Annotated in this window: 19 protein-coding genes and 2 pseudogenes; 19 read left to right on the plus strand and 2 right to left on the minus strand. The window is 47.5% G+C overall.

What is annotated here, in order from left to right:
• The first annotated feature begins 1 nt into the window (after window position 1).
• Both QMZ64_RS00920 and QMZ64_RS23240 read left to right on the plus strand, forming a co-directional pair.
• A complete protein-coding gene (locus tag QMZ64_RS00920; RefSeq protein WP_265626461.1) occupies window positions 2-454 on the plus strand; it encodes a GNAT family N-acetyltransferase in 453 nt (150 codons plus the stop codon).
• A gap of 64 nt (window positions 455-518) precedes the next feature.
• A pseudogene (locus QMZ64_RS23240) lies at window positions 519-728 on the plus strand (hypothetical protein); the annotation flags it as partial.
• On the opposite strand, the gene QMZ64_RS00925 reads toward QMZ64_RS23240, so the two are convergent.
• Both QMZ64_RS00925 and QMZ64_RS00930 read right to left on the minus strand, forming a co-directional pair.
• Entirely contained in the window at window positions 727-1,287 is a 561-nt protein-coding gene (locus QMZ64_RS00925; RefSeq protein ID WP_243943333.1) for a GNAT family N-acetyltransferase, read from the minus strand. The pseudogene QMZ64_RS23240 and the gene QMZ64_RS00925 sit on opposite strands and share 2 nt — an antisense overlap.
• Window positions 1,288-1,544: 257 nt before the next feature.
• Window positions 1,545-2,990: pseudogene (locus QMZ64_RS00930) on the minus strand (NCS1 family nucleobase:cation symporter-1); the annotation flags it as partial.
• 265 nt (window positions 2,991-3,255) lie between these two features.
• On the opposite strand from QMZ64_RS00930, the gene QMZ64_RS00935 reads away from it, so the two are divergent.
• The 17 genes from QMZ64_RS00935 (at window position 3,256) to spoVAE (ending at window position 16,001) form a co-directional block, all read left to right on the plus strand.
• Complete coding sequence (locus tag QMZ64_RS00935; RefSeq protein WP_020452040.1) at window positions 3,256-3,555, plus strand: PTS sugar transporter subunit IIB; 300 nt, start codon at window positions 3,256-3,258, stop codon at window positions 3,553-3,555.
• 18 nt (window positions 3,556-3,573) lie between these two features.
• Entirely contained in the window at window positions 3,574-4,920 is a 1,347-nt protein-coding gene (locus QMZ64_RS00940) for a PTS sugar transporter subunit IIC (protein WP_265626463.1), read from the plus strand.
• 380 nt (window positions 4,921-5,300) lie between these two features.
• Window positions 5,301-5,957 (plus strand): stage II sporulation protein M, encoded by a 657-nt coding sequence (gene spoIIM, locus QMZ64_RS00945; protein ID WP_020452038.1) that lies wholly within the window; start codon window positions 5,301-5,303, stop codon window positions 5,955-5,957.
• A gap of 118 nt (window positions 5,958-6,075) precedes the next feature.
• Window positions 6,076-6,525 (plus strand): ferric iron uptake transcriptional regulator, encoded by a 450-nt coding sequence (fur, locus tag QMZ64_RS00950; RefSeq protein WP_003183178.1) that lies wholly within the window; start codon window positions 6,076-6,078, stop codon window positions 6,523-6,525.
• A gap of 120 nt (window positions 6,526-6,645) precedes the next feature.
• The gene (locus tag QMZ64_RS00955; protein WP_023855929.1) at window positions 6,646-6,870 is read left to right on the plus strand and encodes a YqzK family protein; all 225 of its coding nucleotides are present in this window, start codon (window positions 6,646-6,648) and stop codon (window positions 6,868-6,870) included.
• Between the two features lie 6 nt (window positions 6,871-6,876).
• Entirely contained in the window at window positions 6,877-7,767 is an 891-nt protein-coding gene (gene xerD / locus QMZ64_RS00960) for a site-specific tyrosine recombinase XerD (RefSeq protein ID WP_020452037.1), read from the plus strand.
• Between the two features lie 193 nt (window positions 7,768-7,960).
• The gene (gene deoB / locus QMZ64_RS00965) at window positions 7,961-9,145 is read left to right on the plus strand and encodes a phosphopentomutase (protein WP_243943339.1); all 1,185 of its coding nucleotides are present in this window, start codon (window positions 7,961-7,963) and stop codon (window positions 9,143-9,145) included.
• A 20-nt stretch (window positions 9,146-9,165) separates the two neighbouring features.
• Window positions 9,166-9,972 carry a purine-nucleoside phosphorylase gene (locus QMZ64_RS00970; protein ID WP_265627788.1) on the plus strand — a complete coding sequence of 269 codons (807 nt, stop codon included), beginning with the start codon at window positions 9,166-9,168 and terminating at the stop codon, window positions 9,970-9,972.
• A gap of 157 nt (window positions 9,973-10,129) precedes the next feature.
• Window positions 10,130-11,302, plus strand: a complete 1,173-nt coding sequence (locus QMZ64_RS00975) for a D-alanyl-D-alanine carboxypeptidase family protein (protein WP_265626468.1) — start codon at window positions 10,130-10,132, stop codon at window positions 11,300-11,302.
• 93 nt (window positions 11,303-11,395) lie between these two features.
• On the plus strand, window positions 11,396-11,749 hold the full coding sequence (gene spoIIAA / locus QMZ64_RS00980) for an anti-sigma F factor antagonist (protein WP_020452033.1): 354 nt from the start codon (window positions 11,396-11,398) through the stop codon (window positions 11,747-11,749).
• Window positions 11,746-12,186 carry an anti-sigma F factor gene (gene spoIIAB, locus QMZ64_RS00985; RefSeq protein WP_165427471.1) on the plus strand — a complete coding sequence of 147 codons (441 nt, stop codon included), beginning with the start codon at window positions 11,746-11,748 and terminating at the stop codon, window positions 12,184-12,186. Before spoIIAA ends, spoIIAB begins: the two co-directional genes overlap by 4 nt.
• Window positions 12,187-12,198: 12 nt before the next feature.
• Entirely contained in the window at window positions 12,199-12,966 is a 768-nt protein-coding gene (sigF, locus tag QMZ64_RS00990) for an RNA polymerase sporulation sigma factor SigF (protein WP_265626471.1), read from the plus strand.
• Between the two features lie 152 nt (window positions 12,967-13,118).
• Window positions 13,119-13,739 (plus strand): stage V sporulation protein AA, encoded by a 621-nt coding sequence (locus tag QMZ64_RS00995; RefSeq protein ID WP_020452030.1) that lies wholly within the window; start codon window positions 13,119-13,121, stop codon window positions 13,737-13,739.
• A complete protein-coding gene (locus QMZ64_RS01000) occupies window positions 13,729-14,154 on the plus strand; it encodes a stage V sporulation protein AB (RefSeq protein WP_145653094.1) in 426 nt (141 codons plus the stop codon). The genes QMZ64_RS00995 and QMZ64_RS01000 overlap by 11 nt, the downstream gene beginning before the upstream one ends.
• A 13-nt stretch (window positions 14,155-14,167) precedes the next feature.
• On the plus strand, window positions 14,168-14,617 hold the full coding sequence (spoVAC, locus tag QMZ64_RS01005) for a stage V sporulation protein AC (RefSeq protein WP_154994246.1): 450 nt from the start codon (window positions 14,168-14,170) through the stop codon (window positions 14,615-14,617).
• A 12-nt stretch (window positions 14,618-14,629) separates the two neighbouring features.
• Window positions 14,630-15,649: a stage V sporulation protein AD gene (gene spoVAD / locus QMZ64_RS01010; RefSeq protein ID WP_265626476.1), complete on the plus strand. Its 1,020-nt coding sequence runs from the start codon at window positions 14,630-14,632 to the stop codon at window positions 15,647-15,649.
• 1 nt (window position 15,650) lies between these two features.
• Window positions 15,651-16,001 (plus strand): stage V sporulation protein AE, encoded by a 351-nt coding sequence (gene spoVAE, locus QMZ64_RS01015; protein WP_154994250.1) that lies wholly within the window; start codon window positions 15,651-15,653, stop codon window positions 15,999-16,001.
• Window positions 16,002-16,003: the final 2 nt, after the last annotated feature.

Consider the following 16,003-nt stretch of genomic DNA (forward strand, 5'->3'; position numbering starts at 1 on the left):
GATGGAGTGGAAACTAAAATCGTATGAGGAATTGTCGAAGGAAGAGCTGTACCGCATCATCAAGCTTAGAATAGACGTCTTTATCGTTGAACAAAACTGTCCGTATCACGAGCTTGATCACTTAGATGAGCGGGCACACCATTTATTTCTGAGCCAAGAAGGAGAGATCGCTGCGTATTGCAGGCTGTTCCCGAGCGGCACGGCTTATCCGGAGGCATCAATCGGCCGGGTGATCGTCCGCAAAGAAGACAGGGGAAAGGGATATGCGCAGACGCTTCTTGATCAAACGCTCCGCTTTTTGGAAGGCGAGCGCGGAGAGACAAAGGTCAAGATCAGCGCCCAGAATCATTTGCGTTCCTTTTACGGCTCCTTCGGATTTAAAGCAATATCAGACGTCTATATGGAGGACGGCATTCCGCATGTGAATATGATCAGAACGGCAGAAACCGAATGACTTGCGTTCAGCCCCACGCCTTTCTATAATAGTAAGGTAAAAATTTTACAGGAGAGTGGGGAACATGGCCAAAAGCAAAGCAAAGAAAAAGCGCGAACACATGTTGAGAAACTCAGGCAGAGATGCCGCCGCATCAAGAGGCAAGGCGCCTGACTTCAGCACGCACGTCAGAAAAACGAAAAGCAGGCGGGAAGTGCTTGCAAAGCTGCATATGAAACATAAACGAAAGAACCCTTATGATTTGCTTCATGAAGATCATAAGGGTTCTTTTTTTAGAAGATGCGCGAATACATGCATGTGTCCCGATGTTCGCTTAAATCATTCGAAAGGTCATCGCTTTGTAAAACGGCCTCCAGCTGAAAACCGAGGCGCTCCGCCATTTTTCTGCTTTTCGTGTTCATGCTGTCACAGCATATCTCAAGCCGCTTGGCTCTAATGTGTCCCCTCGCGAAATCAATCAGTCCGATAAGCGCTTCTGTCATGTACCCCTGTCCGGCAAATTCAGAACTGCGCCAATAGCCGATTTCAAACCGTTTCGCTTTCCAGTTCATGCGGTGAAGGCCTGTGCTGCCGACGAACTTTCCCGTTTCTTTATGGAAAATATGCATCCGTAAATCGTTGCGCAAAATAAAATCGGCCTGTGCCTGCCTGACGTTGATTTCTACATGTTCTTCCTCGGGCATCTCCCTTGCAAACGGCATCCACGGCTTGAGCTCTGAAAACGAAGCTGTAATAGCGTCATATACAGCCTTGCCGTCGCCGGCGCGCGGCGCTCTGATCAGCAGACGCTCCGTTTCAAAGCTGTCCGGAAAATCGAGCAGTATCGGATTCATAGCGTATTCCTCCTGCAGACGTTATTCATGGAATCTTGCCATCGCAAAGACGTGATCCGAAACGGCCTAACTGCCGCACTCGGCTCCCGTTTGCATCGTCTCTTTCAGTAGAATTGTGGAAAATATTTGATAATATGAGTCTATCATAAGCGGCCTCTGAAAAAAAGCGGACAGAAGAAAAGGCGTTTTTCTCTAGCAAAAAATCTTTTTCCCATATTAATTATCCGCTTATTTTTCTTCCGTCTTCGTATTGACGCCGTTTCATTTAAAATGGAGGCCGGCGGATGGATGCGCATCAAAAGGATATAGGCGAAGGAAGCGATCAGCACGCCCGAAAACCAGGAGATGTCATAAAGCGGCTTCATGGCGGGGATGTAAGAGCCGATCAGAGACATCAGCGCCCCGAGAGCAACCGCAGCAAAAGCCCTGTAATTATAGCCTTTATAATACATGTACTGCCCGCTTGCAGAATAGAGATCTTCGAGGCAGAGCGTGCGCTTCCGGATGATAAAATAATCGGCAAGCATTACGCCTGCGACCGGCCCCAATATGCCGCCGATTGTGCCGAGAAAGGAAAACACGCTCGCTTCATTCTCCATCAGCTTCCATGGGAAAGTGAACAGGGCCAAAACAGCTGTCAAATAGCTGCCTCGCTTAAAATCGATGTATTTCGGCAAAAAATTGGCCAAGTCATAGGCCGGCGAGACAATATTTGCCGCAACGTTTACCGAAATGGCGGCGATGCAAAGTGTAATGACCGAAAGCGCGATCACATACGGGTTGTCAAAATGGGCGAGAATATCGACAACATCCCAAATCGGCTCCCCGTAGGCAGCCTGTGAGCCGGAGGTGACGGTAATGCTTGCAAATGCAAACAGTACGAATGTGCCCGGCAAACCGTAAAACTGCCCTCTGATTTGTTCTTTTTGAGAGGCTGCAAACCTCGTAAAATCGGGAATGTTCAAAATGAGCGTCGCCCATATGCCGATAATCCCCGTCACACCGGCAAGAAACGGCCAAATCAATTCGCCGAATGTCTGGAAGTTTCCCGGCTGCGAATAAATCGGACCGAGTCCTCCCGCAATATCGACCGCCCACCACACCATTCCGCCAAAGACGAGATACACGAGCGGGCCGGCCCAGACTTCAAACTTTCTAATCGACTCCATCCCGTGGTGGAGGACGAGCAGATGAATTCCCCAAAAGAAAACAAATGACAAAAGACCCGATAAATGCAATCCAAACAAGTTCCAATCGCCGCCGATGTCTTTCCAGCCGTTCCACACATTTAAGATCAGGATGTTGATCGCCGTGCTTCCCGCAAACGCTTGAATGCCGAACCACATAATCGCTACAAAACCTCTGAGGAGCGCCGGAATATTGGCCCCGTATATCCCGAAAGAAGATCTGATTAACACGGGAAAAGGCACACCGTATTTTGCGCCGGCATGTCCATTTAAAGCGAGGGCTGCATAGAGCACGATCGAAGCGACAGCGATAATCCCAAGCACCTGCCACGGAGAAAGTCCGATCGCAATCAGCCCGCCAACCGTTGCGTAAGTGGGGATGTTATGGATACAGCCCATCCAGATCGATGCGAAATTGACTGCTTTCCATGTGCGTTCCTCAGGCTTCAGTGGCTGCAGGTCGCTGTTTGAGAGTGTGCTGTCTGTTTGAACTTTTTTATGATAAACAGATTTCATGTAATCCCTCCGGTTATTTTTAAGGGAAAATATAACTTATTATTATGAAAAATCCATTAGATAAACTAAACAAATGTTTCAAGGCGTTTGTTGAGGTTAACTAAACGAGCCGTTTGAAACCGTTATAAAAATATTGATTTTTATGAAACAGTTGTCTATCTCGATCATAGGATAAAAGACCAGGTTGAAATATGACTCCGCACTATAATGAAAGCGTTTTCTGGATAGCGGAGAAAAAGGTGAAGCTGAAGGGGGTTAACAAATAATGAAGAAAATTTTATTGGTTTGCGCGGCAGGCATGTCAACGAGCCTGCTTGTCAGCAGAATGAAAAAGCATGCCGAGACACTGAACGAAGAGGTCGACATCATCGCACTGCCTGTATCCGAAGCCGGGACTGCCGCGTCAAGCGCGGACGTCGTATTGCTGGGGCCGCAAGTCAGGTACCAAAAGTCACAGGTTGAGGCGAGCGCGGGAGACACGCCGGTTCAGGTAATCGACATGCGCGACTACGGCACCATGAACGGCGAAGCTGTGCTGCAAAAAGCGCTGCAGCTGATGAAATAAAAAGGAGGGGAGACAGGGATGAGCGGATTTATGGAGAAGTTTGAGCGGAACGTGGAACGGTTTTTGGTTCCCGTTGCTGCAAAACTGAACTCACAGCGCCATATATGTGCGATCAGAGATGCTTTTATTCTATCATTTCCGATTATTATGGCAGGATCGATTATCATTTTATTAAATTTCGCTATTTTATCTCCGGACGGGTTTATCGCCAACATTTTGTTCCTTGAAAAGATATTTCCAAACTTGGCTGATTATCAGTCGGTCTTTACCCCCGTACTGCGGGGGTCGCTCGATATTATGTCGATATTTGTCGTGTTTCTCGTCGCACGCAATTTAGCCATCTCAATGAAAGCGGATGAACTGCTTGCCGGATTAACGGCCGTATCCTGTTATTTTATCATTTATTCACCGTACCGCCTGATCGAAAACGAGAGCTTTTTAACGACGAAGTGGCTTGGCGCGCAAGGACTGTTCGTCGCCTTAATCATCGGGATCATCGTCGGTGAAGTGTTCAGCAGGCTTTCAAATGCCAAGCGCCTGCAAATTCATATGCCTCCGCAGGTGCCCCCTGCGGTTGCCCGGACATTTAAAGTGCTCTTTCCGATCATCTTCATTACGATTGGTTTTGCGGTGTTAAGCTTTGCGCTGATGTCTCTGTCGAAAAACGGTTTGCATGAATTGGTGTACACCGTGCTGCAGGCGCCGTTGAGAGAGATGGGAACGAATATTTTCACCGTTGTTTTTCTTGGAATCGTCGCCAACTTTTTATGGCTGTTCGGCATTCACGGTCCGAATACAATCGCGGCGATCAGAGAAACGATTTTTGCCGAAGCAAACCTTGAAAATCTCGCTTTTGCCGCCAAAACAGGCTCTGCCTGGAACGCTCCGTTTCCTGAAACATGGGCGCTGAATGACGCCTTTGCAAACTACGGGGGATCGGGCATGACGCTGGGGCTTTTGATCGCAATATTCATCGCTTCAAAGCGCCGGGATTATAAAGACATCGGCAAGCTTTCGATTGGGCCGGGGATATTTAACATTAATGAACCTGTTATTTTCGGACTTCCGGTCGTGCTCAATCCGATCTTCATGATTCCCTTTATTATCGTTCCGGCAGTCAATACTGTCATCGGCTATTTGTTCATCAAGTTTCAGCTGATTCCGCCGATCGCATACGCTGTTCCGTGGACAACGCCCGGGCCGTTGATACCGTTTCTCGGGACAGGAGGGAACTGGCTTGCGCTCGGGGTCGGCTTTCTTTGCCTCGCCATTTCAACGGTGATTTATCTGCCTTTTGTAATGGCCGCCAACAAGACTGTGAATACGGACAGGGGGCATTCTGCAGAAAACAGGGAGGAATCATAACGTTATCGGGGCGCCTTTTACGGGCGCCTCAGCGTGTCGACAAACCCTCGCATTCGTTGTCAGGCCTGCTAAGTCGGTGCTCACGAATAGAGGTAGGATCGGCGACTAACTGCCCAGACGTCCTGCCTGAACGCCGCCGTCATCACCTCCTGTGAAAGTCAGCTCCGATGCTCGGCCTTCCTAGACTGCAAGGGTTGCGGGTCACGCTGAAGGGATGACAAAATCCAAAAACTAAAAGCCGTTTTGCGATTTTGTCAACAATCTGGGGCGCCTTTTACGGGCGCCTGTCTTTTTTCAAAAAAAGTCATGCGGCAGTCATGCGGCTCTCTTTTCTCTCATACAATCTATTAAAATCAAAAGCACGTCTGGGAGGAAGATACATGCGGAAGCCCACAATCAAAGAGCTCATCTTTCAACATATGAAGGATCATCTGTCGATCTATTTATTTGTTTCAGTGCTGTTTTTAATGGGTGTGATTTTCGGCGCGGTCATCGTCAACAGCATGACGATCGGTCAAAAAGAAGATTTGTTCTACTATTTGAATCGATTTTTTGGACAGCTTTCCGAAGGAAAAGCAGCCAGCTCAAAGGAAATGTTTTTGCAGAGCTTTCTTCATAATATGAAATATTTAGGCTTAATGTGGATTCTCGGGATTTCCATCATCGGCTTGCCCGTCATTTTTATCATGGTCTTCTTAAAAGGGATCGTTGTCGGATTTACAGTCGGCTTTCTGGTCAATCAAATGGGAATCAACGGCTTTTTCCTGTCTTTTGTCTCCGTGCTCCCGCAAAATATTCTGCTGATCCCGGCTTACTTGATCATGGGGACTTGCGCCATTGCTTTTTCGATGAGGCTCATCCGCCAGCTTTTTGTCAAACGCAGCCTTGCAGAAGCGCCTGTCCATTGGTTTGGCCGGTACGCTTTCGTGCTCGTCCTGATTCTCGCGATGTCTCTTATATCCTCTTCCTTTGAAGCATATCTTTCGCCGGTGTTGATGGAAAAGCTGACAGAGTACGTCTTGCCGAAACAGCATTAATTTATAATGATTATTAAAAAATATTCATTTTGTTTATCAATTTATAATGATTATAGTTGGCTCCCTGCGCTTGTTTTGTTATAATAAGCTAGGTAATGCGGCGTAGGAGGGAAAGTCAATGGAAACACGTATTGATCGGATTAAAAAGCAACTGCATTCTTCCAGCTATAAACTCACCCCTCAGCGCGAGGCTACTGTAAGGGTGCTGCTTGAGAATGAGGAAGACCATTTAAGCGCAGAAGATGTATACCTCCTCGTAAAAGAGAAATCTCCTGAGATTGGTCTTGCGACAGTATATCGGACTCTTGAACTGTTAACTGAATTAAAAGTAGTGGATAAAATCAATTTTGGCGACGGTGTGTCAAGATATGACCTCCGTAAAGAAGGTGCCGCCCATTTCCATCACCACCTCGTTTGCATGGAATGCGGTTCGGTTGTTGAAATTGAAGAAGATTTGCTTGAAGACGTGGAAGAAATCATTGAAAAGGATTGGAAATTTAAAATAAAAGACCACAGGCTGACGTTCCACGGCATCTGTCATGACTGTCAGCAAAAGGAATCGGAATAGTCTAAACCGGAGAGAACCCTTTCAGCCATGAGCGGGTTCTTTTTTGATTCAGACGTATAAAACTTGTCTCATTTGGCATAAGTTTTAGTAATCGAATCAAAAGAAGGGACCTGAAACCGTATGAAAATGCTGAAAACGGCTGCCGATATGATCAAGGTGTTCGTGCTGTTTACCGGTTTTACCGTCTTGTTTTATTATGCTATGATATGGATAAATTCAGAGTATGAAAACTATCATCGGTATGATAAACCTGAAGGAGCAGCCCTCAAGGTCGCCTCGATGGAAGGGGATGAGCAGGGCAGCTGGTTTAACCGGTTAATCTTTTTTTATTTAAACGGGGAGTAGGATAGCGTGAAAGTTCATATTAAAGACTTTATCCACTACGCCGTTGTTGAACGGGGGCTTTCCCACAACACGGTTGTGAGCTATGAACGGGATTTGAACAGCTACGCCGCCTATTTAGAGGAACAGGAGCAGCTGAGCTCTTTTGACCAGGTGACAAGGCTTACCATCATCCAGTTTTTAAAGCATCTAAAAGACGCCGGAAAATCCGGTAAGACGATTGCGAGGCATCTCGCTTCAATCCGCAGCTTCCACCAGTTTTTGCTGAGAGAAAAAGTAACGGCCCAGGACCCGTCCGTCCATATTGAGTCACAAAAAACGGAACGGACGCTCCCGAAGGTGCTGTCATTACAAGAAGTCGAAACGCTTCTGGATACGCCGAAGCTGACGGGGCCGTTCGGCTATCGCGATAAAGCGATGCTGGAGTTATTGTATGCGACAGGAATCCGCGTCAGCGAGATGATCGCATTAAAGCTGTCCGATGTCCATTTATCGATGGGTTTTATCCGATGCTTCGGTAAAGGAAGGAAGGAGCGGATCGTTCCGCTCGGCGAAGCGGCGTCACATGCGGTCGGCGAATATCTGTCAAAAGCGAGGGGAAAGCTTTTGAAAAAAAATACCGAAGACGCCCTGTTTCTGAATCACCACGGCAGACAGATGAGCCGGCAGGGATTTTGGAAAAATTTAAAGAAAATCGCCTTGGAAGCGGGAATTAATAAAGAGCTGACGCCGCACACGCTGAGGCACTCATTCGCCACACACCTGCTCGAAAACGGAGCCGATCTCCGGGCCGTTCAGGAAATGCTCGGACACGCCGACATTTCGACGACGCAAATTTATACGCACGTGACGAAAACAAGGCTGAAAGACGTATATAAGCAGTACCATCCCCGTGCATAGCCTAAAAGAACAGGCGAAAGCACGGTTTTTCATGTTGAGTGAGCAGCAAATTGCGGGAAGTTTCTCACTATTCCCGTTCGTATTGTCAAGTGTTGTGTAAACGGTTTATACTTGGCTAATAGCGGTATTTTGGTTTTTTTATGCCAAGCGTGACAGCCTACAGCTGACAGAAAGAAAAAAAGGAGGCCGACAAATGCCTGCATTTGATTACAACCGCGTATTTTTAATTGTGATGGATTCCGTTGGAATCGGCGAGGCGCCTGATGCCGATAAATTTAATGACAAAGGCGCAGATACATTAGGCCATATTGCCGAACATATGGGAGGCATCAGCCTGCCGAACATGTCGAAGCTCGGACTCAGCAACATCCGAGAAATCAAAGGTGTCGAAAAGGCAGAAGAGCCGCTTGCCTATTACGGCAAAATGAAAGAAGCCTCAAACGGAAAAGATACGATGACTGGTCATTGGGAGATAATGGGGCTTTACATAGACAAACCTTTCCGGGTGTTTCCCGAAGGTTTTCCGGACGAATTGATCCATGAACTTGAACAGAAGTCCGGAAGAAAAGTGATTGGAAACAAGCCTGCATCAGGCACTGCGATTTTGGATGAGCTCGGTGCGGAGCATATGGAAACCGGTGCGCTGATCGTCTACACCTCAGCGGACTCCGTTCTGCAGATTGCCGCACACGAAGAAGTCGTGCCTCTCGAGGAACTGTACAAAATCTGCGAGATCGCGCGCGAGCTTACGCTTGACGAGAAATATATGGTCGGACGCGTCATTGCGAGGCCGTTTGTCGGCGAGCCGGGCGAATTTAAACGGACGCCGAACCGCCATGATTATGCGCTGAAGCCGTTCGACAGAACCGTGATGAATGAATTGAAAGATGACAGCTTTGATGTGATTGCGATCGGCAAAATCTCCGATATTTACGACGGCGAAGGTATTACGGAATCGCTTAGAACGAAATCGAATATGGACGGGATGGACAAGCTGGTGCAAACGCTTGACAAAGATTTTACAGGGATCAGCTTTGTAAACCTCGTGGACTTTGACGCGCTGTTCGGACACCGCCGCGATCCTGAAGGATATGGAAAAGCGCTTGAAGAGTTCGACGCGCGCCTTCCTGAAGTATTTGAAAAGATGCGTGAAGACGATCTGCTCATCATTACCGCCGACCACGGCAATGATCCGGTTCACCATGGCACAGATCATACAAGGGAATACGTACCGCTTCTTGTATACAGCAAAAAGCACGAAAAGCCCGGTGCGCTTCCGCTCGCAGATACATTCGCGGACATCGGCGCGACGATCGCCGACAACTTTAAAACGAATATGCCAAAGTACGGAAAAAGCTTTTTATCCCTGCTGAAATAGGAGGAAACGACGTGAAACAGATGATTGCAAATGCCGCAGACTATATTAAAAGCAAAACAGAAATCAAACCGGCAGTCGGCCTGATTTTGGGATCGGGCCTTGGCGTGCTTGCTGATGAGATAGAAGACGCCGTTCGCATTAAATATGAAGACATCCCGGATTTTCCTGTTTCAACCGTTGAAGGGCATGCCGGACAGCTTGTCATCGGCAGACTTGAAAATGTGCAAGTCGTCGCCATGCAAGGGCGTTTTCATTTTTACGAAGGGTATTCAATGGACAAGGTAACCTTCCCCGTACGTGTCATGAAAGAGCTCGGAATCGAGACTTTAATCGTGACCAATGCCGCAGGCGGCGTCAATGAATCGTTCCGTCCCGGCGATTTGATGATCATATCTGATCATATCAATTATATGGGAACGAATCCGCTGATCGGGCCGAACGATTCCTCGCTGGGCGTCAGATTCCCTGACATGTCATCCGCATATGATAAGGAACTGCGCCTCTTGGCGAAAAAAACAGCCGATGAATTGAACATCAGTGTACAAGAAGGGGTTTACACAGCCGTCACAGGACCTACATACGAAACGCCTGCCGAAGTGCGCTTCCTCAGAACGATCGGATCGGATGCCGTCGGAATGTCGACGGTTCCGGAAGTCATCGTGGCAAAACATGCGGGCCTTCGCGTGCTCGGTATTTCGTGTATATCAAACGCGGCAGCCGGAATCCTCGATCAGCCGCTCTCCCATGACGAAGTGATCGAAGTTACCGAAAAAGTAAAAGCCGACTTTTTGCGGTTTGTTAAAGCGGCCGTCGCCAAAATCGGCTAAAACCGCAGCGAAATTGAAACGTGAGCCAATGCAAGTTCAAATGAGAACCTGTATTGGCTCTTTCTTTTTGACTTTAAAGAATTTTTTTCCAATAGATCCGTATAAATCCAACCGGATTGGAAAAAATAGAGAGGATTACGAAATGGAGGTCTGGGTGATGAAACGTCATTTATCCAAATTGCTGATTTTTACGATAATTCTGATGACTGCGCCGTCGGCGTTTGCGAAAGAGAGCGCAAAGAAACCGTCGGAGCTTGCTGATGACGCAAAATCTGCCGTTTTAATCGAGCGGGATACCGGTAAGGTGATGTATGACAAGAACAGCCGTGAAAAGCTTCCCCCGGCCAGCATGACAAAAGTGATGACCATGCTGCTGATCATGGAAGCTCTTGATGAAGGCAAGATCAAAATGAAAGACAAAGTCAGAACAAGCGAGTATGCCGCTTCAATGGGGGGCTCGCAAATCTTCCTTGAGCCCGGCGAAGAAATGACGGTTGAAGATATGCTGAAAGGAATCGCCATCGGATCGGGTAATGATGCCTCTGTGGCAATGGCAGAGCATATTGCCGGATCTGAAGAGGAATTTGTCAAAAGAATGAATGAAAAAGCTGCTGAGCTCGGCCTCAAGGATACATCTTTTGAAAATACGACAGGTCTGCCTGAAGAAGGCCATTACAGCACAGCCTATGACATGGCACTTATGGCGAAAGAGCTTTTAAAATATGAAAACATCACGAAATTTACGGGAACGTATGAAGACTATCTGAGAGAAAATAGTGACAAAAAATTCTGGCTCGTCAACACAAACCGCCTCATCAAATTTTATCCCGGCGTTGACGGAGTCAAGACAGGCTTTACAAATGAAGCAAAGTACTGCCTGACAGCTTCAGCGAAAAAAGGAAACATGCGCGTCATCGCGGTCGTTTTTGGAGCCAGTACGCCAAAAGAACGAAATGCCCAAATCACAAAAATGCTTGATTTTGCGTTCAGCCAATATGAAACGCATCCGATGTATAAACGCAATGAAATCATTTCCGATTTGAAGGTCAATAAAGGCCGTGAGCAAAAAATAAACCTTGTCACATCAGAACCGATTTCCCTTTTGACGAAAAAAGGCGAAAATATCGAATCTGTTAAAAAAGAAATCAAACAGAAGGAAGATATCCAGGCCCCTGTCAAAAAAGGCACAGAGCTTGGGACGCTCGTATTGAAAAAGGACGGAAAGGTTCTCGCTGAAAGCCCTCTTGTCGCGGAAAAAGACATGGATAAAGCAGGGATGTGGACGATGTTCAAGCGGACGATGACCCACTGGACGAAGTGGAGTGAATAATGCCGAACGGTCACTAGTTTTGTCACGGTGAAGGAATTTATAAAGTCTGAAGCGAAACACTCATTATCCGATTTAAACCAAGGAGGAATGAGGATGAGCCTCGGAATCGATATTCACGTCAAAGAATCCGTACTATGCATTCGGTTGACAGGTGAACTCGATCACCATACAGCAGAAACCTTGAGAAAACAAGTCAGTGACCACCTGGAACAATCCGGCATTCGCCATATTGTCATGAATCTTGCAGACCTTTCGTTTATGGACAGTTCAGGGCTTGGCGTCGTGCTCGGCAGATATAAGGAGATTAAACAGCTCGGCGGAGAAATGATCGTCTGTGCCATTTCTCCTGCTGTCAAACGTTTATTTGATATGTCCGGGCTGTTTAAAATTATTCGTCTTGAGCAATCAGAGCAGCGTGCACTTGAAACGTTGGGGGTGGCGTCATGAAAAATGAAATGAATATCCAGTTTACGGCACTCAGCCAAAACGAATCGTTTGCACGGGTGACAGTCGCTGCTTTTATCGCTCAGCTCGACCCGACGATGGATGAACTGACCGAAATTAAAACGGTCGTATCTGAAGCGGTCACAAACGCGATCATACACGGTTATGAAAACTCAGGGCAGGGAGACGTATACATTTCCGTCACCCTTGATGATCATATCGTCTACTTAACGATTCGTGACGAAGGAGTCGGCATCCCTGATCTTGAAGAAGCGCGCCAGCCCCTGTTCACGACAAAGCCTGAACTCGAGCGGTCGGGAATGGGCTTTACGATCATGGAAAATTTCATGGATGATATCTCGATCGACTCCTCACCTGAGATGGGAACCACAATACACTTAACAAAGCACTTATCAAAAAGCAAAGCGCTTTGCAATTAAGGGAGATTTGTTATGGATGTGGAGGTTAAAAAAGAAAACCAGAACACTCAGCTTAAAGACCATGAAGTGAAAGAACTGATTAAAAACAGCCAGAACGGCGATCAAAAAGCAAGGGACCTCCTCATAGAAAAAAACATGCGTCTTGTTTGGTCAGTCGTTCAGCGTTTTTTGAACAGAGGCTATGAGCCTGATGACCTCTTTCAAATCGGCTGCATCGGCCTCTTGAAGTCGGTGGACAAATTCGATCTTTCCTATGACGTTCGGTTTTCCACCTACGCCGTCCCGATGATTATCGGCGAGATTCAGCGGTTCATCAGAGATGACGGAACCGTCAAAGTGAGCCGCTCGCTGAAAGAACTCGGCAACAAAATCCGGCGGGCAAAAGACGAGCTTTCCAAGTCAAACGGCCGGATTCCGACCGTTCAGGAAATCGCCGATTATCTCGAAATCAGTTCGGAAGAGGTCGTGATGGCCCAGGAAGCGGTCCGCTCTCCCTCATCCATTCATGAAACGGTTTACGAAAACGACGGAGACCCGATTACACTTCTGGATCAAATCGCCGATCAGTCGGAAGAGAAGTGGTTCGATAAAATCGCTTTGAAGGAAGCCATCAAGGATTTGGAGGAACGGGAAAAGCTGATTGTTTATTTAAGGTATTACAAAGACAAGACGCAATCTGAAGTTGCCGACCGCCTCGGCATATCCCAGGTGCAAGTGTCGAGGCTTGAAAAAAAGATTTTAAAGCAAATCAAAAACCAGATGGATCAATTTGAAAGCTGATGCTGCTCGGATGTCTAATGAAAAACCGGAACGCTCCAAAAAAGAGCGTTCCGGTTTTTTTGTGGTAATTTATGGTCTTTTGCCGCTTGCTGAATGATAAATGGGATGTACTTCATACTACAACTATAACCATCATATAGGAAGTGACCCAGATGGAACGTCAAGTTTTTATCAGACTCCGCCACCGGCTTGAGGCCGATCCCGATGAATTGATTCTGCTCGGCCATATCGCACAGGTAGCGGGCGACCGCCGATACAAAGAAAAGCTTGAACGGCTGCCTATTTATCAGGTCAGCAAAGCGGATCAAAGCATGGTGGTGTTGGACGTGATGAAGGTGATTGAAGCTGTACATAAATCGTTTCCTGACCTTGACGTCCAAACCGTCGGCGGTTCTGAAACCATCGTGGAGATCCAATATCCGAAAAGGGGTCTGTCTCCCGTACTGTTCGTCGGCGTCTGGCTGCTCCTGTTCGTCGGTGCCGGCCTTGCCGTCATGAACTTTCATGAAGATGTCAGCATGAGGGACGTACACATCTTGCTTTACGAAATGGTGACGGGCAAGGAGAACCGCTATCCATACCTTTTGCAGATTCCGTACAGCATCGGTCTCGGTCTCGGCATGATTTTGTTTTTTAATCATTTATTTAAAAAACGGTTTAACGAGGAGCCGAGCCCTCTGGAGGTCGAGATGTTTAAATATCAGCTTGATTTGGACCATTATGTGGCCTTGCACGAAAACAAAGAAACGACAAAGGATATTCATGATCATTAGCGTAATCTTTATCATCTTTCTCGGACTCGCAGGAGGGATTGCGGTTGGATCCGGCTTTGTCGCTTTTCTTACCGTGCTTGGCATTATCCCGAGGCTGACTCAGCTGACGAAAACGCAAGGGTTTATCCAGGCGTATGAATGGGCTGTCATTCTGGGCGCGGTTTTCGGAGGATGGGAATCGCTGAACATGTCCCGCTTTTTTTTATCCAAATGGCTGCTTGTTCCGCTCGGCCTTTTTGCGGGCGTTTTCATCGGAATGCTTGCAGCGGCGCTGACAGAAGTGTTGAACGTGCTGCCGATACTGGCGAAACGCATCGGTATGGGGGACAGGATTTTGATTCTTTTAATGGCCATTGTGTTCGGAAAGATCCTTGGCTCGATGTTTCAATGGCTCATTTTTGTTCATTTGTCATAAAAGGAGGAATATGATGTCAAGTTTGAAAGATAATTATCAATCGAAAGTCAAAGCTTATCAGCCTACGCCGCCTTATGTCCTGAACTGTATCAAGGCTTTTCTTGTCGGAGGCCTGATCTGTGCAATCGGCCAGGCGTTCCAGAATTTTTATATGGCCGTGTTCAACTTTGATGAAAAAACGGCGGGAAATCCGACGGTTGCCACGCTCATCTTAATCTCCGCCCTGTTAACGGGTCTTGGCGTCTACGACAGAATCGGCCAGTTTGCCGGTGCGGGTTCTGCTGTTCCAATTACAGGGTTTGCCAACAGTATGACGAGCGCCGCGCTTGAACACAAAAGCGAAGGATACGTCCTCGGCGTGGGAACCAATATGTTTAAGCTGGCGGGAAATGTCATCGTCTTCGGCGTTGCGGCCGCTTATATTGTGGGGATGATCCGCTTTGCTTTTGACAAGCTGTTTTAGGAGGAAAACAACATGAAATTAACAGGAAAACAAACATGGGAGTTCGAGAACCCGCTGTTTGTTAACTCGAGCGGAACAGCGGTCGGTCCCAAGGAAAAAGAAGGGCCTCTAGGACACTTATTTGATAAAACGTATGATGAAATGCACTGCAACCAGAAAAACTGGGAGATGGCAGAGCGCAAGCTGATGGAGGATGCGGTTCAGTCCGCGTTATCAAAACAAAATCTTAAAAAGGAAGACATCGATATCTTTTTAGCGGGCGATCTGCTCAATCAAAACGTGACAGCCAACTATGTGGCGAGGCATTTGAAAATACCTTTTCTTTGCTTGTTTGGAGCATGCTCGACATCAATGGAATCGATCGCAATCAGTTCGGCATTGATTGACGGAGGTTTCGCAAAGCGTGCCTTAGCGGCAACAAGCAGCCATAATGCGACGGCTGAAAGGCAGTTTCGCTACCCGACGGAATACGGGGGTCAAAAGCCGGGAACTGCTACATCCACAGTGACCGGAAGCGGAGCAGTCGTCCTCAGCCAGCAGCCCGGCGGCATCAAAATCAGCAGCGCAACCGTCGGAAAGGTCATCGACTTGGGGATTACCGATTCCCAAGATATGGGGTCAGCGATGGCACCCGCTGCGGCGGATACGATCAAGCAGCATTTGGAGGATCTGGGACGCACCCCTGATGATTACGATCTGATTTTAACCGGCGACCTTTCAGGTGTCGGCAGCCCGATTTTAAAGGATCTGTTAAAAGAGGAAGGAATCAATGTCGGGACCAAACATAATGACTGCGGACTGATGATCTATACGCCTGACCAGCAGGTTTTTGCAGGTGGAAGCGGATGTGCTTGTTCCGCTGTTGTCACCTTTGCCCACATTTTTAAAGAAATTGAAGCGGGCAGGCTGAACAGAGTGCTTGTTGTAGCGACAGGCGCTCTTTTAAGCCCGACGATCATTCAGCAAAAAGAATCGATTCCATGCATTGCCCATGGCGTCGTATTTGAACGGGCCGAAAGGGGGAACGCCTAAGATGGAATATGTCATTGCTTTTATTGCAGGAGGACTGATTTGCGTCATCGGACAGCTCTTGCTTGATGTCTTTAAAATGACGCCGGCTCATGTGATGACAACTTTTGTCGTATCTGGAGCGATCCTTGACGGTTTCGGCATTTACGACCGTTTTATCGAATTTGCCGGTGCCGGGGCTACGGTTCCGATTGTCAGTTTCGGCCACTCCCTTTTGCACGGTGCAATGCACCAGGCTGAGGAACACGGCTTTATCGGGATTGCCATGGGGATATTCGAACTGACGTCTGCCGGTATATCCTCCGCTATTTTGTTTGCTTTTCTTGTTGCCGTGATTTTTAAACCGAAAGGATAAAG

This window comes from Bacillus sp. LB7 (assembly GCF_030449715.1).
Taxonomy (GTDB): domain Bacteria; phylum Bacillota; class Bacilli; order Bacillales; family Bacillaceae; genus Bacillus; species Bacillus paralicheniformis.